Raw genomic sequence first — 22368 nt, 5'->3', positions numbered from 1 at the left:
ACACCCTATCGAGCCAAAGGGAAATCCCTTTGGAAACCTTGTGCAAACGAGAGCAGAAGCCAAACTCGTTTGGATTATGCCGAGTGCTGCAATGGTTCATTTGCATAATAAACCCTGTGAGCCGATGCCACAGGCAGAGAGAAGAAACATAACGATAACCGCAAAAACAGTAATGATATGGGATATTTTTCATTGGACATTAAGAAGGCAAAGGGTACATCGGACACCACGCAGTCCGACCATATAGAGAGAAAGATAATACCTAAAAACGCAGACCCGACAAGAACACATCTGAACAGGGTGCTTGTCGAATACCCTGATGGCGTTCACGGCAGGGATGAAGCGATTGCCCACAGGCTGAACACGGCAGGCATCAGACGGAAAATCACGCACGACCAAGTCCGCGTTGTCCGGGTGGTTTTGTCGGGTACGCACGAGGACATGATGAACATACAGGAAAAAGGAAAGCTCGACGAATGGTGCAACGACAGCATCCAATGGCTGCAAGCCACATTCGGCAAAGACAATGTGGTTGCCGCCCATCTGCACATGGACGAGAAGACTCCGCACATCCACGCAGCCGTTGTTCCTATCGTGACGGGTGAAAGGCGCAAAGCCAAGAAAGAACAGACGGACGGTAAGCGCAAGTACCGCAAGAAAACAAATTCCGTCCGTTTGTGTGCCGATGACCTGTTCAACCGCCAGACCCTGATTGCCTACCACGACAATTACGCAAGGGTGATGACGAAATACGGATTGCAACGTGGGGTACGGGGCTCGGAAGCACGGCACACTACCACCATGCAGTATTATCGGGACTTGAAAAAGAAAAATGAAACCCTTGAAACCGAAACCAGACTGTTACAGGAGAAGAAAGCCGAGGCGCAGGAGGAACTGAAACAGGTAAAAGCGGAAATCCGCACCGACAAGCTCAAAAGCGCAGCCACCGATACGGCAACCGCCCTTGCAAGCAGTGTGGGTTCTCTTTTCGGAAGTGGAAGAATGAAATCGTTGGAACGCAGGAACGAGGACTTGCAAGACCGCATCCTTGAACTTGAAGACGAAGCCCGACAACGGGAACGGCAACAAGCCGAACAGATACAGGAGATAAGAAACGCTTACGAGCAACAGCACCGCAAGCTGTCGGAGTTTACGGATTTTGTCAGACGCTATTTCCCGTATGTGGAGAAGCTGATGCCTGTAATAAACTTCCTGCGTGACCGATTGGGGTTCAATGACGGAATAATCAGAAGACTGTGCGAGTTCAAGGAGGTCGGGATAAAAGGCGAACTCTATTCTTCCGAATTTAACCGAAGTTTTGATACCCGACACTCCGTCTGTTCCATCAGACAGGACGAAAACGGTAGATTCGATTTCAAGATAGACGGGGTTTCACACGTGAACTGGTTCAGAAAGAAAATGAATGAGTTTAGAGAAGCTATCGGAATACCGAAACCAAGACAGAATAGGAGTATGAAACTGTAAATCAAAAAAATCCGTGATGTTTGAATGGCAGATCACGGATTTTTCTTACCTTTGTATCGGATTGAGGTAACTCTTTCCAAAACATATTAGATAAGAAAGAAGCGTTATGCGCATCAAGTATTTGGAAACGTAGGAAATTTTCAAATTGCATACTCAGATGGCATAGTGGTTCTCACGCTATAGCGTGGGCTGCTATTACTACATCTGTATGCAAGGTTTCCTACGACCTCCAAATAAAGACGTGGCTGTGCAGTTCACGCTTTATATATTTATAAGTAAGAATTATGGATTCAGAAAAAAAATGGGGTTGTATTGGATATGCCCTACTAGCACTTATAACTTGGGGACTTACTCAAGGTTTTAAAGTCGTATGCATAATTATAGGAATTTTAATAGCCATTCTTATAGCTTTTATATTTATATCAAATTTATCAACCAAGCGTTTAATAAAGAAATTTAAGCATCAAAAAGATATATATCCTAATGCATACTCTTTCTTTCGAAAAGAATTACGAATATTCCAGTCTGAAAACAATCTTACAAAACAAGATATAAATAAATTCCTCTCATTCCCTAAAGTTGAATGGGAAAAGAGAGAAAAGCTCGAATTGGAAAGAATACAACGAGAAAAGCAGGTATCAACTGAATATAATATGATTAAAGCCAACTATTCAGATGGACTTACTTGTTGGCAAAAAGAACATCCTTCTGCAAACAAATCAATAATAATAAGTAATATTACGGAAATAATAGATTTCGATAGGCGGCAAAAAGAGTTTTTAAGTACCGAAGAATGGGAAAAGGCACAAATAGCTTTTAGTAAGTTATGTCGTAGCAAAAAATCTACAACGCCACATTCTGGTTGCTATTTTTATAACATGAATTTTCAAAAAACCGACTATAAAGGAAATATCATACAAGGAGAATATCGCATATGGCAATTCTTTTTTTCAAGTTTTTGCACTGCAACCGATTTAGATTACACTCATTTTAAACAGACGCAAGAGAATAACATTAATATAGATAAATATAAGGAGGGAAAAATAAATACCCCTTCTTATATCAACATAGAGATTAGTAACTTTATAAAATCATTGGGTGTCCCTGTGCAAGTAATCGCATATGGGGCTGAATTCGATGAAAATCTTCAAGTTCAGTTTTTAACTCTTGATTTGGCTGTACTTGGATTTCAATCATGTGCTCTCCATCATATAGATGAATTATCTTCAAACTATGTTGTTATTATTGATGGAGTAACAACACAAGACTTGTTTGTAAAAAGATGCGAATCTGTAATACAGAAATTTAAGCATCAAAAGCCCTGTATTGTTTATATTTCTTTAATGAAAGAGTTTTCTCGGGAAGAGATGCAAAAACTCATTGATAAAAAGAACATAGAAGTGCAGCAACAAAAACAAATAAAAGATGAAATCAATTCTATTTCTAATGCATTAAAGTCTGCTGATATTGAGACGGCAAAAGAAAAAGTCAAGAAGGTTAAAGATTTTGCTTTGTCTAAAAGCGTAGATAAAGAATTGATAGATGTCATTTGCAAAACAGAGAAAAAAATAGAAAGTGATTATGCTGTTGGAGTGGTTGATGATTTTGATGTTCAATATGTTGATTATTTGATGCCATCAGTTGTCCAAGATAAGAGTAACTGGAAATATCCAGTAACTAAATATCCTGAAGATGGCTGTATTGTTTTTCCATACAGAAGAAAAGCTATAGCAAGAAGAGGGTTCAGTGAAGCTAAATTCCAAAATTATCTACAAGATACTTTCAGGGGATGTGATTTACTTATACTCGGTGATTGCAATATACTTCCTGTAGAAGATAACAGGCCTTTTGAACCAGATATAGCGATTATATGCAAAAAGCACCCATCTATAAGAATAGACATTGAAATAGACGAACCATATGCTGCATTTACACGAAAACCTATACATTATATAGGATGTGGAGATGATTTTCGTGATGCACTTCTGAATAATATCGGATGGATTGTTATTCGTTTTACTGAATATCAAGTTTTTTCCAATCCTAAGGGATGTGCGGCTTTTATAGCACAAGTTCTTCATTATATACAACCCTCTATGGTTTTACCAATCGATTTTCTCTCATGTTCTACTCCAAAGGAAATTGAACGATGGACAGAAATCGAAGCCAAAGTTATGGCAAGTGAAAATACTCGCGAGAAATACTTGAACCATGAATTTGGTATTGTTGACAATGAGAAACTTGAAATTGCAGACATAACACAAACGGAAAAAGAAAGGGTTTGTGCCAAGAGAATGAAACCATTGGTGTTTTCTTCAAATAGAAAAGTAAACTATAAAATAGGAGAACCTGTTTTTTGCGAAAAAGACGTTCATATTCAATTCTATCCACAAGAACATATTTATCTATATGATGGACAGGAACAATTTATTCCTGTCAGCAGTGTGATATCTTGTTTCTTTAAGCCATTTGATTCATACTATTGGTCAGAATATAAAGCTAATCAACGAAATATATCACAAGGACAGATTCTTGAAGAATGGGATTCAAAAGGTGCGTGTTCACGTGATGTCGGAACTTTTATGCACCAACAAATAGAAAACTATTATAAGGGACTTCCATATCAACAAGAATTCTCTTTCAAATATGACGGAAAATATGTTCACATAGAAGAACAAATTTCTCTTGAACTTGAATATATGCAATTCATAGAGTTTCTCGAAAACCACAAATTTAAACCGTTTAGAACAGAATGGGCTATATATGATGACGAACTAAAAATTGCTGGTACAATAGATATGATACATAAACGTGGAGATGTTTTTGACATATATGATTGGAAACGTAGTCATCGCATTGTCGATTTTTGGGGTAAACCGATTGCGGTAAACAACTATGGCGAGAAAGGGTTAGGTGAACTCAATCAAATTGAGGATACGCCATATTGGCATTATTGTATTCAACAGAACCTATATCGCTATATTCTCGAAAGAAATTATGACATAATTATCGAAAAGATGTATCTTGTGGTTTTCTGTGATGATACAAATGAATACAGAAAATTGGAAGTGCCACGTATGGATGAAGTCATAATTTCTATAGTAAAATCCTGTAAGAACGGGACTGTTAAGAAGCGGTTGATAACATTACAGGGAGAAAATCTATCATAACATTGATAATTAAGTTTTTTGTATGGAAGATAATTATTACATCAAAACTCTCCTTGAGAAAATTGAGTCTGCTGACCCAAAATCGTTCAGTCAATTTGCACATGAACATCCCATTTGTTTTCAAGAGAAAAAGGGCAATTGGCTCTTTCCTATGATGTTTGATTTTTATGTGAATAAAATACACAATGAGTATATCATATCTTTACTTAAAGAGTTGGGACTGTATCTACACAATAAATGTAAGAATTATGAAATGTCTGAAATTACTATGATTGATAGAAGTTTGTGCATAGATGATTCGTTTGTGGATAATTATGTCCTCAAAGTTCAAAATGCACAAAATGACAAGCCTAAATTCAAAGATTTAAATTCTCCTTGGCGTACAAGGGGAATTTCATTAGCATTATATGAAATTCCTACTTTTGTATTAAATTCTATCATATTTGAATTTAAAGATACAGAGCATCCATATATACTTGCTGATATAGCAGGTATGTATATGTATGGGCAAAAGTTCGAAGAAGGGCTAAATTATCTTTATCGAAGTATAAATCAACTTGCAATGTTCCCGAATCGATATTGGAATAGTGATTATGGATTAGCTGGGGCAGCAAATACTTTTAGATTATTACTATTGATGTGCCCTAAAAACCATATGGAACTATATAGAAAGATTTATTCATATGATTATCTATATTTGACAAAATTAGCCTGTACAACAAATGATGAAATCTTTCAACAGGAAGCTTATGTAAATAGGGCATCTATTGCTATGGATTCTATGGCAAGGTATATAATTCCAATAAATATCAATCCTGACTTGTTGTACATTTCTGATATGTACTATGCGCATTATTGTAATGAATTAGCAACCCAAATATCAATATCTTCGGGATGGAAGTATAATATGAAATCACTTACCTATTATCAACACGCATCTATTAAACCTAATGATACGGGAGGATATGTTGATATTGAAGAAAAAACATATAATGAAATTGTATCAGCAAAACACGAGCAGGCAAAATCAATAGCTTTGTTGTTTTATACAGGAATCTGTGCGGAGGATGGCAAATTAACAAGTCGTAATATTGAATCTTTATTTAAGATATTACAATATGAATGTAGGTACAATTACAAAGAAACAAGAAAAAGAGTGTTAAACTTTAAATCATACAAATAACATGGATTTTTTTGAATTTTTATTCGGTAAAAAGGAAGATAAAAATGTGAGTTCACAATCATCTTCAAGTGTAAACAATTGTAAGTCTGAATCTACGATAAAGTCAGTTCTGCAATCAGAAGCTCCATCTATGGACCCTATAGAACAATATGTAAAGGAAAGTGTAACAGACCTGAAAAAACACATGCCTCTTAATACAAAAGACCTTGAAGCAGAAGCTATTTATCTTGCAGCATATCTTTATCTGAAAGGTTCTTATCAGATTGACTTTGAATTAGATTACTTCTCGGAAGGTCTTATTGATAAGATCCCATCAAGAAACTTCAATGTTGCTGATAAGGTGTTTTCATACATGGTAAAATATGGAGAAGGACACTATGGAGTAGAAGAACGGGATTATGGTATTAATGGTTATAAAATGAATATTCAAATGTGTTCTGATTATGGTAGTTATGTGAAGAGCTATTTTATAAGAGCACATAAAATCGGTTCAGGGCAAGATTATAATCACTTTAGTTCACCAAGAAACTGTTTATGGAGAAATGGAGAAAAAACTATAGATAGTCCAACCCAACGAGACATCTACTACAAATTTAGCAAGGGCACGTTTGAATTTATGATACCACCATACAATCCTCTTGTTGTAGGACGTGTAACAAAACAAGATGAATCAACTCTACGTTGTGAATCAAATGATGGAAGAAGAACATTTGTTTTCCACTTTAATGGCGCATTAAAGCCAAGTTGTTTGGATTATATAGAGATGTATCGAAATGATAAGGGAGATATGGTTTCTTATCACAAAGAATAGCCTTTAAAACATTTTTTCTATATCAAAAGAAATTAGACAAATATTCAAGTGCTGTACTATCTAAGGGACATAATAAATAGTACAGTGCTTTTTATATATAAGTAAAATTCGTATCTTTGCAACAAAATAAGAGTTCCTTGTAAGCAATTCAAGGTAGAACGCAGCAGATTGCACAGTTGCCAAGTCATTACCTCAAAAATGGGTAATTCTCCCAAAGTCCTTTGTATAAGGCACTAACGAAAGTTTTCCAGAATTACTGAAAAACGCTGGAATAATCGAATAAAAGTGGAAGAATAAAGCAACTTAATTTGAGTATTAGGCATTTAGGGGGAAATCGGGGAAGTTGGGTGAAAAGCCAAAATACATTTGCTTATCATGGAACAGACGAATGGGCTAACTGGATGATAGATTTACACAGAAAAAATATGTAACTTTGGAGAGTAATTTACAAATGGTTTACAGTCGTATATATAATGAGCTAAAAATTAATTGATTAAAGTATATGTCAGACAGTATCGTCATTATTCCTACATACAACGAGAAGGAGAATATTGAGAATATCATTCGTGCCGTGTTCGGGCTGGAGAAAGTGTTTCATATCTTGGTGATCGATGATGGCTCTCCGGATGGGACGGCGGCTATCGTGAAGGGCTTGCAGAAGGAGTTCCCGGAGCGTCTTTTTATCGTGGAGCGTAAGGGGAAGCTGGGATTGGGTACCGCTTATATCCGGGGTTTTAAATGGGCTATCGAGCATAAATATGATTTTATTTTCGAGATGGACGCCGATTTCAGTCATAATCCCAATGACCTGCCGAAGCTATACGCCGCTTGTACCGCGCAGGGTGCCGACGTAGCCATCGGGTCGAGGTATTGCAACGGGGTGAATGTGGTGAACTGGCCGCTGGGCCGTGTGTTGATGTCTTATTTCGCCTCGGTGTATGTCCGTATCGTCACGGGTATGAAGATACAGGATACGACGGCGGGCTTTAAATGTTACCGCCGTGAGGTGCTGGAGACGATCGATCTGGACCGTGTCCATTTCAAGGGATACGCCTTTCAGGTGGAGATGAAGTTTACGGCTTATAAGTGCGGCTTCAAGCTCGTGGAGGTGCCGATCATCTTTATCAACCGTGCCTTGGGTGTCTCCAAGATGAACTCTTCGATATTCGGGGAGGCTTTATTCGGCGTCCTTCAATTGAAATGGTGGAGTTTCTTCAGGAAGTATCCGAGGAAACATGCGAGCCATGCCTAATGAAAACAGAGTTTGACAATTTATAATAGAATAAGAAAGATGAATAAAATATTAATCCAAAATCCGAGAATCATCAATGAGGGCCGTTCTTTTATCGGCTCGGTGTTGGTGGAGGGGGATAAGATTGCGGCGGTGTTCGAGGGAGAGGTTCCCGGGAACGTGCGTGCCGAGGCGAACCAAGTGATCGACGCTACGGGGAAATGGTTGATACCGGGCGTTATCGATGATCAGGTGCATTTCCGGGACCCCGGGCTTACCCATAAGGGGGATATCGGGACCGAGAGCCGTGCGGCCGTGGCCGGTGGCGTGACGACCTTCATGGACATGCCGAACACGAAGCCACAGACCACGACGATCGCCGATCTGGAATGGAAATTCAACCGTGCCGCCGAGGTCTCCCGTGCGAATTACTCCTTCTTCTTCGGTGGGACAAACGATAATATGGACGAGATCCGCAGGCTGGATCGTAGCCGTGTGCCGGGACTGAAACTCTTCCTCGGCTCGTCTACGGGAAATATGCTGGTGGACAAGAAAGACTCGTTGGAGCGTATCTTCGGCGAGGCCGGTATGCTGATCGCCATCCATGCGGAGAAAGAGGAGGTGATCCGGCGTAATATCCAGTATTACACGAACCTGCATGGCGAGGATCTGGATATCTCTTTCCATAGCAAGATCCGTAGCGAGGAGGCCTGCTACCAATGCTCGGCCGAGGCGGTTGAACTGGCTACCCGCTTGGATTCCCGTTTGCATATCCTGCATCTCTCCACGGAGAAGGAATTATCGTTGCTCGGCAACCGTCTTCCCTTGAGCGAGAAAAAGATAACCGGCGAGGTCTGCGTGCACCATCTGTGGTTTCATGACGGCGACTACGCCCAATTCGGTAATCGTATCAAGTGGAATCCTTCTATCAAGACGATCGAGGATCGCACGGCGCTGCGTGAGGCGGTCAATAACAATACGATCGATATCGTGGCTACCGACCATGCCCCGCATCTACCGGAGGAGAAGCAAGGCTCTTGCTTGAAGGCGGCTTCCGGAGGACCGCTTATCCAGCACTCCTTGATCACGATGTTGGAGCTGGCGATGGAAGGCCGTTTCACGTACGAGAAGGTGGTCGAAAAGATGGCGCATATGCCGGCGGAGCTGTTTCGTATCGATAGGAGGGGATACATCCGTCCCGGATACTACGCCGATATCGTATTGATCGATCCGGAGCAGACTTGGACGGTATCGAAGGAGAATATCTTGTACAAATGCGGCTGGTCTCCTTTCGAGGGCTATACGTTCCACCATGGCGTATGGAAGACTTTCGTGAATGGCGAGTTGGTCTATGGCGATGGAGAGGTGAATGACGCCGTGAGAGGTAAAGAAGTCCGTTATCTATAGCAGTAGAGACGGGGCATGCCCCCGTCTCATCCTATCTATTGGATATCGATCAGTTTATGGGTTTGCAGACTTAGTCTCCACCGGGGATGCCGGAGGATGTAATCCACTACCTCTTTCGTATTTTGGCAGGAGCAGGGTTGCAGGAAATGGTACCGTGCGGGGATTTCGGCGTATGCGGACAGGTCTTGCCCGGTATAAACCACCTTTATCTCGTCGACTCTTTCCAATACCACCGGGGCGTTCTCCTTGGGCGAGCAAGTCACCCAGTCGATGCCGTCGGGCAAGGGGCGTGTGCCGTTGGTCTCGATACAGATCTGTTTCCCCGCCTCACGTAAGCGGGATATAAGCGCCTTGTCGATCCACAGGCTAGGTTCTCCTCCCGTCAGGATTACCATCCGTGCGGGAAAGGAAGATACCTTCTCCACGATCTCCTCGTCCGTCATCATTACGCCCTCCTCGTGGCGGGTGTCGCAGAAGCTACATCTCAGGTTGCAACCGGAGAAGCGGACGAATACGGCGGGAGTCCCCGTATGGAACCCTTCGCCTTGCAAGCTGTAGAATATCTCGTTAATCTTCCTCATAGATCGCCGTGTTACCCTCAGACTCTTTTACCTCTACCTTGAAACAAGACGGGATCTGCTCGTATACCCAAAAGGCTATGTTCTCCGCCGTCGGGTTGAAAGGCAAGATATCGTTCAAGTTCTGGTGGTCCAACAGGGATTTCACCGATCTCTTGATATGACTGAAATCGACTACCATGCCATCGGCGTTTAATTCCTTGGAGCGGCAATAAACCGTGATCATCCAATTGTGACCATGTAGATTCTCACATTTGCTGGGGTAGGACAATCTCAAGCTATGGGAAGCGGAGATCTCCATACGTTTAATTACGGTATACATACGATAATAATGTTTATACGATAAATAATAATGTACCTAATGTCACCTCGGCACACAAAAAAATCCCGGATATTAATCCGGGATGCAAATATACGAAATATTTAGTTTGTTTGTACGACACTTGTCTACGATCGGTAGAGACAGGCGGTACGTCGATCGGCTATGCCTCTTGGTTCAGCGCCTTCATCGAGAACAGGAAGGTCGTTCCTTTGCCCTCGCCCTCGGACTCGAACCAAAGCTTTCCTCCATGAAGCTCCACGAAGTCCTTGCAAAGCATCAATCCCAGACCGGAGCCTTTCTCGTTCTTCGTCCCGTAGGTCGTGAAATGCGAGTCTTGTTTCAAGAGCTTGTCTTGATCCTCTTTCTTGATGCCCTTGCCGGTATCTTTCACGCTAACGGTTACGAAATCCCCCTCGGAGCGTGAGGATAAGGTGATCGTGCCCCCCTCGAAACTAAACTTCATGGCGTTAGAGATCAGGTTACGGATAATCGTCTTGAGCATATCGATATCGACCAAGCCTACCAGCTCTTTATCCAGATTTTCTAGGATAATCTTCACGCCTTTTTGCGCCGCCATCGGGACATACATCTCGGCGGTACTATCGATGATACTGTTTATGTCGGTCTGTTGCTTATATACGTGCTGCTTGTTCAAGCGGTTCTTGGCCCATTTCAGCAGGTTGTCCAGCAAGAGGAAGATCTCCTCGGAGGTCTTGTTCATCATCTGGATCATCTCGTACACCTCGTCGCCTACCCGCTCCTTGTCCACCATCATCAAGATGGCGTTATTCATCATTTTCAACGAGCCTAGCGGGGAACGCAGGTCATGGGCGATAACGGAGTATAGCGTATCCCTAGACTCGATCGTGTTCTCCAGCTCGGCCTTGATGCGCTTGATGCTGTAAAGCTCGTAGCGGTGGGCCACCCTCTTCACCAGCTCCTCACGTTGGAAAGGCTTTGTGACGTATTCGGTGGCGCCCAATTGGTAACCTTTCACGATGCTTTGCATATCGCTTAGGGCGGACATGATAATCACGGGTATATCCGTAGTCTCGGGATTGCTTTTCAGATGCTGGAGGACCTCATATCCGTCCATCTCAGGCATCATGATATCGAGTAATATCAGATTTGGGTGTTTCTCGTTAGCTATGCGTAGCGCTTTTGTCCCGCTGTCGCAAGTCAAAAGCGTATATCCCTCTTTCTTCAGTATGGCTTGTACTAGCATGACGTTTGTAGGGACATCATCTACGATAAGAACTTTATACTCTGAGGCCAATTTATCCATTGTATCTAAATTGTGTTCTAGTTTTCTTGATATTCAAATAGTATCAATAGCGCAAAAGTATTAATTAAAGTCGACATATAACGACTATTTATCCATCTATTTTTTTATTTTTTTATCCCGCGCCTCGTTTGGCTTTTTCCCAAGCGCCTGTGCCTTTATGCTTAGCGAGATAGCTATACCCTCGTATGACATTGATATTCATGAATAAAAAGTAATAAGGAATGAATAATAGCTTGTTCCGGATGTTCCGTTTTTCCATTTTATACCCCAAGTATCCCAGCAGGTAAAACGCTAATTGCAGGGCAAGGATGACCGTGTAAAGGGTATGCCCGGTACAGGCAAGGAGCAGGTTGAGGGGCAGGAGGGCGAAGAGCACGACCGGCGTCAGCGTCCAGCGCAGTACCCGGTGGCTGATGTATTGGAAGCTCAGTATCCCGTACCGGAAGATATTCAATAATCCCCGTAGCCGCCATACCGATTGCAATCCTCCGGCCGATATGCGTACTTTACGTTTCTCCTCCTCCCGCATGTTCAGGGAGGCGCTCTCGAGGGCGTACGCCTCTTTGCTGTAGGCGATCTTGTAGCCTCTCATCGCTATGCGCAGGGAGAGGATGAAATCGTCCAGCAGGGTATCCGGGGGCATCTGCTCGAAGAGGGAGGTACGGATGGCGAAGAGCTCGCCTGCCGCTCCGACGGCGGAGTATAGGCGGTAGTCCAGTCGCTTGAGGGCGGACTCGTATTTCCAGTATATGCCTTCTCCGGCGGTGGCTCCTTGCTCGGCTTGTATCTCTACCCGTTTCTCTCCGGCCACGCAGCCTACCCGTGGGTCGCTGAACTGGCGTATGATCTCCTTGATGGCGCCCTTGTTCAGCATCGTGTTGGCGTCGGTGAAGATGACGTAGGGGGTATTGACGTAGGGGAGGGCTCGGTTCAAGGCGGCGGTCTTTCCTTGTCGCCGCGGTTGGTACAGTACGGTGACCTCCGGGTACTCTTTCAGTCTCTCATTCGTGTTGTCATTGCTTCCATCGGTGATCCAGACCAGTCTCAGCTTATCCGCCGGATAATCCAGTTGTCTGCAATTCACCATCTTGCTCGCCACGATCGCCTCCTCGTTGTAGGCGGCTATCAGCAACGTGGCCTCCGGTAGTGTCTCGGGAAGGCGGGGGAGCCGGGGTTTAACGAACAGCTCCTTGATCTTTACCATAAGGTATAATACGATCCCATACCCCAGATAGGTATAGAAAACGATCCCGATGCCGATCCAGAAGAGGATCTCAATGACTTGACAGCTCTTTTCCATAAAATCTATTTAATTGAAGTGAAACCATTTTTGAAGTATATCCTTGATTTTAAATTTGATGGCTAAATTCACCAAATTGATTTTTATAGTTATAGGTAAACTGTAAAAAATGTATATAGCAAGAAAACGAAGGTAAGAGGTACTACAGATAATTCGGTTAGGTAGTTGGAAATTTCGAGTTAATAAAGAGCATGCGAGTTTTTTCCTTTCTTGTTTTTCCATTTTGTTATCTACGCATAATATTCTGTAGGCATGATATAGGCCCATGAACATGGTATCGAAGAGCAAACAGGGATAAATTGAGTGTGCTCTTAAGTGGGCTATATAGGCTCTTTTTGTTTTTTCTATTTCTGCGTAGCTGATACTTAATTTCATCGAATACCCTTGTGTCTTGATCTTTGAGGTTGTGGATTCTGGATTTATAGTATAATACAAGGTTTGATCGGATATTAATTGGCAAGACTTTGCGGATATAATAACTTGATATGTGAACCAGCAATCCTCTACCAGTTGATGAGGTATACACTGTATATTATGGGATTTTAAAAAGTTTAAATTATAAAGTTTGTTCCAGCTCATTACATATATATCATTGTTTTGTGCATATCGATATTGTGCGACTGGTAAATCATCTCCTTGGATTAAAATCGGGCTATACGTATAAGTAGGGTAGGTCTTTCCTGAGAGATCTTTCTTCATGTGTGATGCTGCGATGAAATCAACAGGATGTTCTTGCATTTTATGTACGAGAATTTCTATGCATGTAGGGATGATCTCATCGTCACTATCCATAAAAAACAGATACTCGCCTTGCGCATTATCGATGGCAGTATTTCTTGTAGCCCCAAGGCCAATATTATACGGATGCTCGATGATACGGACATCCTTTCCTCTTGGATGATCTTTAATAATTCTATGGACAATGTCCATGGAATCATCTTGCCCTTTATCGTCTACTATTAAATATTCTATATTATCATATGTTTGGTTTAATACGGATAGTAACGCTCTTTCTACGAATAGAGACACGTTATAAATAGGTATTGCTAAAGAAACTTTATACATAACTTTGTTATTTTGAGTTATTGTTTATGAAATAAATACCATCTTTTATTCCTTTAAACAAAAATGGAATAAGATGGAATTTTGCTTGAATCGTAAATATTAGAATCTTTTTGCAAAGAGCAAATGTCGTTTGATATATATATGAACATATACGAATTCTTTTTTTTGATAAAATGCGCTGGGCAAATATGAGACGATTTCGGGTGTGATAATATATACGCAAAGGACTCTCAATACCCACACTAGCGCTTTCCTTATGATAGATTATAGCTTTGGGCTCAAACCAAATAGAGAATCCAGTCTTTTGAATTTGAGTACACCAATCTAACTCTTCATAATAAAGGAAGTAGAATTCTGGCATTTTCCCGAATTTTTGTATGTCAATCGCCTTGACTGCCATGGCAGCTCCATGAGCGAATGAGGTTTCATGCGCTTCTTCGAACTGTCCTTGGTCTAACTGATCATAGCCAATGGAGGTGTTCCGGAGCGTTATGTGGCTCATTGGTGTGGAACCTGCGTATTGTAAACGTTCTTTTTCGGGCCAACAAGCTATTTTAGGAGAGACGCATCCTATTCGAGGATTGCTGTCCAGTCTATTTACTAATGCTTTTAGGAATGGTTGGGTAATGATTGTATCATTGTTAAGAAGTAATAAATAATAGCCTGTGGCATATGATATTCCCAAGTTATTACCACCGGCGAATCCAAGGTTTTTCTCACTCCGTATAACCTGTATGTCTGGGAACTTGGATTGGAGAAGCTTATGTTCCAGAGGGTCGGTAGAAGCGTTGTCTACGACAATGATCTCATGAGGATAAGTCTCATGGATAGCCAAGGATTCTATCATCTCGACGGTATCTTTCAACCCGTTATAATTGATAGTGATAATGGAGACTTTTTTAATCATGGCTTTCTTCTTTTTTTATCGTTATGTCATGTGGAGTGCTCTGAAAGCTCGTATCCTTGTTTTTTATCCGGATGAATGAGGCTATATATCCTTTTGTCAAGATGAAAAAAAGGAAGGGAAGCTTCGACAGATTCCTGTAAAGTTTCCGTGTATGCATCTTGCGGGGAATGGCCAGCGTATATGTCAAGATGCTGATTAATATCAGTCCATACCATTTCAGGGCAAGCGGGAAAGTTGTGAGGCTCCATGCCAAGGCGAGGAGAGACGGGATGATCAGTTTTAATATTCTCGGGAGCGGGAACCATTGGACCGCCTTGTCCATATAATTCCAGTTGAGGGTACGGAGGTCGAGATGCCGTATGATCAAAGAGAATGCCAGCAGTTGGGCGTGGAACCAGCGGGATCTTTGCCGTGCCATGACCTCTTGGCGTGAGGTCTTCTCGTCGTACACGAGGATGTCCTCGGCGTAATCGACAAAGATATTTTCCGTGGCGAGATAGATCTCCAGCTCCTTGTCCTCGGCGAAAGTGCCGCATTGGGGCATGTGGGATTTCAGCCATCCGAAGTCGAATACCATGCCGGAGCCTATCAAGGAGGAGGAGATCCCGACATTGACCCGCCCCTTGCGGAAGATGGTGTTGTTGATCTCCTCGGAGATACCGTCCCATACCGCTATCGGCGTATTGTCGTTCTTGAGGGTACGGTGCGCTTGCAGGGCGATGTTGTCTTGCGTGATATCGTTGACCCGGGTCAGGAAATCCGTATCCGTGAGGTTGTCGGCATCGAGGATGACGACTTTATCGATTCCCTCTTTCAGGTATTCCAAGGCGTAGGTGATGGACTTATGTTTCATGCTATGCTTGAAATCCGGCGTGAGGAGCTCGATCGGGAGCTTGGCGAGCGCTTGGTTCGTTTCCTCCCGCATATGGTCCGATACCACGATCACCCGGTATTTGTCCGCCGGATAGTCTTGCAGGAGGATGCGCTCCACGGATTCCTGTATGACTTGGTCTTCCTTATAGGCGGCGAAGATGACGGCGAACTTCTGGAGCCGTATGCTCCGGTGCTTCCGGTGCCTCCTCCGAAAAAAGGACGCCAACGTAAAAAATAGGTCATAGCCTATGAAAAAGGCGATGAAAATGAATAGGGCGATATCTATGTAGATCAACAAGTGCATTCGCTTTTTTTTACAAAAGTACTTATAATTTTCAATAAGAGTTTGATTCTGCCGTTTTTTTCTCACCTAAGGAGGCCATATCTTTCCCAGCGAGCTCAGCACCGCCGAGAGTATCAGCCCCCAGCCCAGCAGGTTCAAGGGGCCGGGCGAGGGGTGGACGAGAGCGAGAGTATCGCCCCGATAGCTGCCAACGCCGCCTCCCGCATGTCTAGCAGGAGGGAGAGTGCCGCCAGCAGGAAGAGGCTGGCCAAGGCGAGCAGGCGGAAGTGGGGGAAAGGGGGGCGTGGGCTCCGTGGGAGTGTCGGTCGTGTCATGGGGCGGTTGTTTTTGGGGCGTGTGAGATCCTAGGTTTAGCAAGAAATCCAGCAGGCTGCGGACGAAGGCTAGTATTTGTCGTATCTTATTCATATCAATTGTTGTTTTTTAGGGATGAGTAAATCGGTTCGATCTCGTGGCAGAGCTGTACCAGCGTCTCCCGGTAGCGCTCCCGGTTGTCACCGTTCAGCTCGCTGATGTAGGGGCTGTAGGCGATGGCCTTGGCGTAGTCGGCGGGGAAACGGCTCATGGCGGCGGCCTGCGGGTAGGAGCAGACGAGGAGGCGGGCGAAGTCGAGGTAGGAGTTGCGTGCCGAGTCGTAGCGGCGGAACAGCAACTCGCCCCGCTTGTATCGGGCGGTGATGCGGCCCCCGTGCCAGAAGGCGTTGCTCGCCCCGTAGCCAGTGATGCCGAAATGGTTGTTGGCCTCCCGGGCTAGGCGGGAGGTGCCCCAGCCGCTTTCTAGGGCGGCTTGGGCAAGGAGGATGATGGGGTTTAGGTGGAAGCGGTCGCCGGCGGACTGGGCGTCGGCAAGGTGGGTGGAGATATAGGCTTGTTTCATGATATATACGATGAATTATGATTTGATTTTTCTTGGAAAATTAATCTTAAATTACTATCTTTGAATAAGTTAATAAATAAACAGCATCAGTATGGAAAAGCGGGAGACCGGTGTCGGCGCCTATTATTTTTGTGATATAGCGATGAGTTATTTTCCCTTATTGTCGAAGAAGAAAGCCTCGGATAAGCTGTCCCGGTGGATACGTGTCAGCGGGAAGTTGATGGAGCGGCTGGAGGAGTGCGGATGGCATCCCCGCCAACGGATCTTATCGCCCCGTCAGCGGGAGTGCATCGTTTCTCATCTAGGGGAGCCTTGAGTCAGATTTCGTCGGGGGATTCGCTGTCGCCTCCTCCCGGGGCGGGTGCGTCGGGCACGATCTTCTCGAACTTGGCGAGGCCGGTGACGCTCTTTAGCGTCACGCTCGGACGGAAGACGATCCGGGGACGTTTGATAAGGGAGGCGTTGAAGTCGGACTCCAGCTTGGTGCCCTTGCTGCCGATCACGGCTTGGAAGTGGCCGAGATCGCCCAGCTGGACGGTCTCCCCTTTCTGGAGGCGTTGCTTGAGGATGTAGAGAAGGCCGTCTACCACGACCTGCACGTCGCCCCGGGAGGCGGTGCTGCGGTCGGCGATCTGGTCGCACAGCTCCTCGAAATCGCAGGTGCCGGTGGACTTGTTCACGGCGTAATACAACTTGGAGCCGGCGGCGGCTCCCTTGGTCATGTCTTTTCGTAAGACTAATCGGTACTTGATCGGCATAATGTCTGGTGTTTTATTGATTACGTCGTAAAGGTACGACATGCCGCCGGTGGGATTCCGGTCAACGGGGACGAAGGGGGGCGAGGTCGGGTGAATGGGGGTAAAGAGGTGGATTTTGAGTGAATAACGCTTGGTTTTCTAACGAAATAAGCGTATGTTTGCTCAATCAAAATTCGATTGACATGAAAAATTTACGGTATGAAAGAGAAAGACAAGCGGCGAGACGCGAGAGGTGAGTCCCGTGAACGGGCGAAGTGCCAGCGTGAGACGTTGGGCAAATATTTTTACGATTTGTCAAAACTGACGTTCACGGCATTGGTGCTGGGTGGAATAGCTATGTTATTCCAATCGGAAAAGATAGAGATAAGTTGGAATGTTCATGGTAGGGATCTTGTTCTCTGTCGGGTTAGCTTTCTGTGGTAATAAAATCTTGAAATAATAAAGAGCTATGAATCCATTGACATTTCTTTTCGGGGTAATGCTATTGATACTTGTGGTGTTTATCGTTTGGATGTACACGCCATCCGGCAAGCGTTGGTTGGATAGCATGAAATAAAAGGACTATCGTATTTCCGGTCCGGACACTACTGTGTTTGGCTCCGGATACTACTGTGTTGGCTTCCCAACGCAATAGTGTTCGGCGCCAAACACGGTAGTTTTTTTTGTCTCCCCCCTATATCCCCTCCGGCAGGATACTTTGGCTTTGCAATTCCCGGGCGATACGGTCGCTTAGGGCGAAGTGATTCTCGAGCGTGGCTTGTAGGCGCAGGCGCTCTTCGGGTGTCGCCGCCGTGCGGACGGACTCCAAGGCCCGGGCTAGCTTCCGGTGCGCGAAGGACTCGCCGTAGAGGAGCACTTGGAAGCGGGTCTCGCCGGGAAGCCGTTCGTCCGGTACCGGCCCGGTATCCTGCGGCGCGGAGGCCCGGAGGGAGAGGACAAGGGCGGAGAGCCGCTCGTCCGCTATCCCGTCCGGGTGCTTGCCCTCGGACAGGAGGTGGAGCAAGCGGGCGTGTTCCGGGTCCTCTAGGGGAAGCTCGTTGTCCGCCAGTTCGCCAGAGACCCATGCGGGCAGGGAAATCTCGCTTCCGTCGGGGTCGTAGAACATCCGGTCATGGTGCGTGAGGCAAAAACGCAGTAACGCCCTTTCTCGTGGCAGGGCGTGCGTGAGGCCTGCGACTTTCTTCCTCGGTGCCGCTGCCGCTACGCTTTTCGGGTCTGTGGCGACAGACATTTCCTGCCGTAATACCTCCATCGGTATACCCGTCGCCCCGGATAGCTCCCCAAGCCTCCGGTACACGGCCAGCGGGGAGGAGAGGAGGCCGATCTCGCCCAACGCCCCGTTGATGGCGGTGGTGTCCGTGCGAGGGCGGGAAGCCGCTTGGCGGATGCGGTAGGAGAGGTAATCGAGGGTACCCTCCCGTGCCAGACACGCCAGCTCGCCGCTCCCTTTCCGGCGGTATACCTCGTCCGGGTCCATGCCGTCGGGTAGGGGAAGCAGGCTGACGGCGCACCCCATGGACAGTAGCATATGGGCGCACCGGACCGTGTTCTGCCGTCCCGCCGGGTCGGGGTCGAGGGAGAGTGTTACCTGCCCGGCCAGCCTCCGTATCGTCCGGACATGCTCCTCGGTGAGCGCCGTGCCGCATAGCCCCACGGCATACCGTATGCCGGAGGCGTGGAAGGCGAGCACGTCCTTGTAGCCCTCGCAAAGCAGGATGCGCCCCTCGGAGCGTACGGCCTTTACCGCCTTGTGCAGGCCGTAGAGGATATGCCCCTTGTGGTAGGCGGGGCTGTCGAGGGAGTTGACGTATTTCCGCCCCTTCTCCGACGGGGTAAGGCTCCGTCCGGCGAACCCGGACACCTGTCCCCCGGTGGTGTGTATCGGGAAGACGAGCCGGCCTAGGAAGGGGCGGAACGCTTGGAGGACATCGGGCGGGCAAAGTCCCACGCCGAAGCTGCGGTAGGTCTCTTCCAGCCCTTGGCGATCCACCTCCGTACGTGCCGTCCCCGCGAGGTCGCCCGGCAGCAAGCCGCCGGCGAACGAGGCGTTCGCCAGCAACAACGCTTCCCGCTCGTCCCGCCGCCGCTCACGACCAGCGGCGGCGGTCTCTTCCACCTCGATATTGTATTTGCGTGCCAGTAGGCGTACCGCCTCCTCGAAGCCGCATCCCTCCATGTGGCACACGAGCCGTATCGGGTCCGCCGCCTCGCCGCAACTGAAGCACTTCCCGATGTTCCTCGCCGGGGAGATGCGGAAGGAGGGATGTCGCTCGTCGTGGAACGGGCACAGCGCCACGAAGTCCTTCCCCGAGCGATGTAGCGTGAGGTAGTCGGAGGCTACCTCGTCGATGCGAGCCGTCTCCCGCACCTTGCGCAGCGTATCGTCCGTCAGCATTCGAAGAGGCCCTTTCCCTTCGGTTTAGGCTCCGCCGCCCGGGCCTTGCGGACGCATGCCGGCTGGGTGTCGTCCCAGAAGGAGGTCACGCCCTCGTTGTGCATGAAGCGCACGTGCCCCAGCTCGCCTTGGCGGTTCTTGGCCAGCAGGATCGTGCCCCTCCCCCGGGTAGGCAGGTGCGTATCCGGGTCCTCGTGTATGTTCACCACGGAGAGGCGGCTGATGAAGGCCACCGTATCGGCGTCCTGCTCGATAGAGCCGGAGTCCCGGAGGTCGGATAGCTGATGCTTGAAGGAGTACGTCCCCCTCGTCTCGCAGTTGCGGTTCAGCTGGCAAAGCAGCACGATCGGTATCTCCTCGTCCATCGCCGTAATCTTGGCCTTGCGGGTGATGTTCGAGATGGCCTCGTTCGGGGTTTGCCCCTTGTCGTCCCGGTTTACCAGCTGCAAGTAATCGATGATGGCGAGGGAACACTTCCCTTGTCGCCTTCTGAGGGAGATATCGCAGCGTATCTCGTCTATTTGGATGTCCGAGCGTTGGTTGATACATATCGGCAATTCTTTCAAGAGGAGGCTCGCCTCCTCCAAGGCCCTCATCTCCTCCTCGGTGGCGGTTCCCTTGTCGATCTTCGAAGGCTCCACGTTGGCTATCTGGCCCAGCATCCTGAAGATCAGCTGTTCCCTCGACATCTCCAGACTGTAGACGCAAACCGGTACCCCTTGCTTAGCGGCGTTCACCGCCATGAAAAGAGCGAAAGCCGTCTTTCCCATGCCCGGGCGGGCGGCGAACACGTGGAGCGAGCCTGTCCGCAACCCTCCCATAAGCCTGTCCAGTCCCCCCAGCCCGGTATGGATACCCGCTGTACCGCCCCGGGCTACCCGCTCGCGTATCTCCCGTACCCGTGCCATGGCCTCGGCGGTGGCGGTAGGCATGTCCGGTATCTCGTGGGTGAGGGAGAGCTGCTCGCCCAGCTCGTCGGCCACCGTTCCCAGCTCCGATATCAGCTTTTGCGTATCCCGGTCGTCGGCCGACGCCTTATGTGCCAGCTCGTGGCACCTCAGGATGAGCCGCCTTGCCACAAAAGCCTCCCTTATGTACTGGCAATGCTGCCGTACGAACTCTCCGCCTATCTCCATGTAGCCGTCTTGCCGGGCCAGCTCGAAGAGGTCGGGCAACTGCCCGGCCCTCTCTGGCGAGAGCCTCCGTATCTCTTTCTCCACCGAGAGTATATCCGTTCCTTCCCCCTTCTCGTGAAGGTTGAGGTAGGCCTCTATCGCCAAGGCGATATCCGGGTGGGTGAACATCTCGGGCCTTATCCTGAAGGCGATCTCGGGAAGGCTCTTGCGTGAGGCCAGCAGCCCGAAAAGCAGGGCTTTCTCCGCTTTCCGCTCTTGTGGCAGCGTGAGGCTGGCGGGGAGGGAGGTAGGGGTTAGCGTTTTCTTATTTGCCATAAGATGTTTTGTTTAGTATGAACGACTGATAATTGATAATTTCCACCGCCATACCGTGATCTAGTTTTTTCTTGGTTATCACGCTGCTTTGTTCTAGGTCTTCCAATCCTTTCCGTATGGCATAGACCGTGCAGCCAAGATAAGCGGCCAGCTCGGGTATTTTCACGATACATTGCCCTTTTTGGATGGTGTACGTGTCATTTTTCCATGGACATTGGTAAGGGCTATAGGCGACTTTGCTGTACAAGTACAGCATGATCCCTATTTGCGCCGGGATCCGCTTTCCCTTGCAACAATTTCTTATGAGCATATCCAAGAAAACTCTGGGATAGCGGATGTAGCCGTTCTTCCGTAGCTCATCCGTGTTGAATAGTTTATACATAATGTTTTGAATTATACCCCTTTAGGGCGTGTTAATAAATATCGTACTCTGAATCGCATTCTAGATCAAACTCTGAACTTCTTAATCCTTAGCGGATAAGCTTGGAATCGTTGCTTTTTTTCGCCACGATTTCGCACCGCTATATATAAATATACAAGGGAGTTATTAAAAGATTTAAATAGGAAACGTGTCGTTTCCGTCTTTTTTGAAGAACCATTTCATTTAGATCGTTTTTTCACAATGGCCGTAAATCATGAATGAATAAATATTCCACTCTTTTTTTATGAAGATCGTGAGGATTTATAATTGTTGTTTAAATCTCTGCAAAGATCGGAATAAAATTGCGATAAAACAAAATATATACGAAGATATTAAATGTTTACAAACATGTGTTATAGTACGCTTTATTTAGATAGTAATAGCTAAATTTATGGAGGATTATTATGTGATGTTAATTGGAAAATAGATATTTTTTTAGGGATTGAATATTTTAATAAACTATGAGTGATTGTGCAGCCTTGAGGCTGATTCTAGACACTAAAATATATTTGTAGATAATGGCCTATAACTCGTGAATTCTAGTC

At 46.3% G+C, this 22368-nt stretch carries 20 protein-coding genes; 8 read left to right on the top strand and 12 right to left on the bottom strand.

The window, feature by feature from the left end; genetic code table 11:
* Nucleotides 1-177: 177 nt before the first annotated feature.
* From mobV to DWX33_RS01480, 6 genes are all read left to right on the top strand, one after another.
* Entirely contained in the window at nt 178-1485 is a 1308-nt protein-coding gene (gene mobV / locus DWX33_RS01510; RefSeq protein ID WP_018697421.1) for a MobV family relaxase, read from the top strand.
* Between the two features lie 284 nt (nt 1486-1769).
* On the top strand, nt 1770-4655 hold the full coding sequence (locus DWX33_RS01500; RefSeq protein WP_117678479.1) for a PD-(D/E)XK nuclease family protein: 2886 nt from the start codon (nt 1770-1772) through the stop codon (nt 4653-4655).
* A gap of 22 nt (nt 4656-4677) precedes the next feature.
* Nucleotides 4678-5838 (top strand): hypothetical protein, encoded by a 1161-nt coding sequence (locus DWX33_RS01495; protein ID WP_018697426.1) that lies wholly within the window; start codon nt 4678-4680, stop codon nt 5836-5838.
* Nucleotide 5839: 1 nt separating this feature from the next.
* Nucleotides 5840-6649: a hypothetical protein gene (locus DWX33_RS01490; protein ID WP_117678478.1), complete on the top strand. Its 810-nt coding sequence runs from the start codon at nt 5840-5842 to the stop codon at nt 6647-6649.
* A gap of 502 nt (nt 6650-7151) precedes the next feature.
* Complete coding sequence (locus tag DWX33_RS01485; protein WP_008780511.1) at nt 7152-7901, top strand: polyprenol monophosphomannose synthase; 750 nt, start codon at nt 7152-7154, stop codon at nt 7899-7901.
* 39 nt (nt 7902-7940) lie between these two features.
* Nucleotides 7941-9287, top strand: coding sequence for a dihydroorotase (locus tag DWX33_RS01480; protein WP_122379710.1), 1347 nt, complete (start codon nt 7941-7943; stop codon nt 9285-9287).
* A gap of 35 nt (nt 9288-9322) precedes the next feature.
* Here DWX33_RS01480 and DWX33_RS01475 read toward each other — a convergent pair whose 3' ends face one another.
* The 8 genes from DWX33_RS01475 to DWX33_RS01435 all read right to left on the bottom strand — a co-directional run bounded on the left by DWX33_RS01475 (nt 9323) and on the right by DWX33_RS01435 (nt 16798).
* Nucleotides 9323-9868 (bottom strand): radical SAM protein, encoded by a 546-nt coding sequence (locus tag DWX33_RS01475; RefSeq protein WP_005868354.1) that lies wholly within the window; start codon nt 9866-9868, stop codon nt 9323-9325.
* A complete protein-coding gene (locus DWX33_RS01470; RefSeq protein ID WP_005856525.1) occupies nt 9855-10187 on the bottom strand; it encodes a 6-carboxytetrahydropterin synthase in 333 nt (110 codons plus the stop codon). The genes DWX33_RS01475 and DWX33_RS01470 overlap by 14 nt, the downstream gene beginning before the upstream one ends.
* A 160-nt stretch (nt 10188-10347) precedes the next feature.
* Nucleotides 10348-11472: a hybrid sensor histidine kinase/response regulator gene (locus DWX33_RS01465; RefSeq protein WP_005856527.1), complete on the bottom strand. Its 1125-nt coding sequence runs from the start codon at nt 11470-11472 to the stop codon at nt 10348-10350.
* A 112-nt stretch (nt 11473-11584) separates the two neighbouring features.
* Nucleotides 11585-12772, bottom strand: a complete 1188-nt coding sequence (locus DWX33_RS01460; RefSeq protein WP_005868356.1) for a glycosyltransferase family 2 protein — start codon at nt 12770-12772, stop codon at nt 11585-11587.
* Nucleotides 12773-12781: 9 nt separating this feature from the next.
* Complete coding sequence (locus DWX33_RS01455; RefSeq protein ID WP_005868357.1) at nt 12782-13837, bottom strand: glycosyltransferase family 2 protein; 1056 nt, start codon at nt 13835-13837, stop codon at nt 12782-12784.
* A 7-nt stretch (nt 13838-13844) separates the two neighbouring features.
* Nucleotides 13845-14744: a glycosyltransferase family 2 protein gene (locus tag DWX33_RS01450; protein WP_122379709.1), complete on the bottom strand. Its 900-nt coding sequence runs from the start codon at nt 14742-14744 to the stop codon at nt 13845-13847.
* Nucleotides 14737-15921: a glycosyltransferase family 2 protein gene (locus DWX33_RS01445; protein ID WP_122379708.1), complete on the bottom strand. Its 1185-nt coding sequence runs from the start codon at nt 15919-15921 to the stop codon at nt 14737-14739. Before DWX33_RS01445 ends, DWX33_RS01450 begins: the two co-directional genes overlap by 8 nt.
* 409 nt (nt 15922-16330) lie before the next feature.
* Nucleotides 16331-16798, bottom strand: a complete 468-nt coding sequence (locus DWX33_RS01435) for a glucosaminidase domain-containing protein (RefSeq protein ID WP_057327201.1) — start codon at nt 16796-16798, stop codon at nt 16331-16333.
* 91 nt (nt 16799-16889) lie between these two features.
* On the opposite strand from DWX33_RS01435, the gene DWX33_RS01430 reads away from it, so the two are divergent.
* Nucleotides 16890-17114, top strand: a complete 225-nt coding sequence (locus tag DWX33_RS01430; protein ID WP_005856539.1) for a DUF4248 domain-containing protein — start codon at nt 16890-16892, stop codon at nt 17112-17114.
* Nucleotide 17115: 1 nt separating this feature from the next.
* Here DWX33_RS01430 and DWX33_RS01425 read toward each other — a convergent pair whose 3' ends face one another.
* The gene (locus tag DWX33_RS01425; protein ID WP_005868367.1) at nt 17116-17556 is read right to left on the bottom strand and encodes an HU family DNA-binding protein; all 441 of its coding nucleotides are present in this window, start codon (nt 17554-17556) and stop codon (nt 17116-17118) included.
* A gap of 198 nt (nt 17557-17754) precedes the next feature.
* On the opposite strand from DWX33_RS01425, the gene DWX33_RS23115 reads away from it, so the two are divergent.
* On the top strand, nt 17755-17979 hold the full coding sequence (locus tag DWX33_RS23115; protein WP_334312122.1) for a DUF6722 family protein: 225 nt from the start codon (nt 17755-17757) through the stop codon (nt 17977-17979).
* Nucleotides 17980-18229: 250 nt separating this feature from the next.
* Here the strand turns inward: DWX33_RS23115 and DWX33_RS01415 are convergent, their stop codons facing one another.
* The 3 genes from DWX33_RS01415 to DWX33_RS01405 are packed head-to-tail and all read right to left on the bottom strand — an operon-like array spanning nt 18230 to nt 21784.
* The gene (locus DWX33_RS01415) at nt 18230-19951 is read right to left on the bottom strand and encodes a DNA primase (protein ID WP_122379707.1); all 1722 of its coding nucleotides are present in this window, start codon (nt 19949-19951) and stop codon (nt 18230-18232) included.
* Nucleotides 19945-21402, bottom strand: coding sequence for a DnaB-like helicase C-terminal domain-containing protein (locus DWX33_RS01410; RefSeq protein ID WP_122379706.1), 1458 nt, complete (start codon nt 21400-21402; stop codon nt 19945-19947). Before DWX33_RS01410 ends, DWX33_RS01415 begins: the two co-directional genes overlap by 7 nt.
* Nucleotides 21392-21784: a hypothetical protein gene (locus DWX33_RS01405; protein WP_122379705.1), complete on the bottom strand. Its 393-nt coding sequence runs from the start codon at nt 21782-21784 to the stop codon at nt 21392-21394. Before DWX33_RS01405 ends, DWX33_RS01410 begins: the two co-directional genes overlap by 11 nt.
* Nucleotides 21785-22368 lie beyond the last annotated feature (584 nt).

Origin of the sequence: Parabacteroides sp. AF19-14 (assembly GCF_003635485.1) — a bacterium.
Lineage (GTDB): Bacteria > Bacteroidota > Bacteroidia > Bacteroidales > Tannerellaceae > Parabacteroides > Parabacteroides distasonis.
The sequence above is the reverse complement of the archived record's forward strand: the minus strand, read 5'-3'. Positions and strand labels throughout refer to the sequence as shown.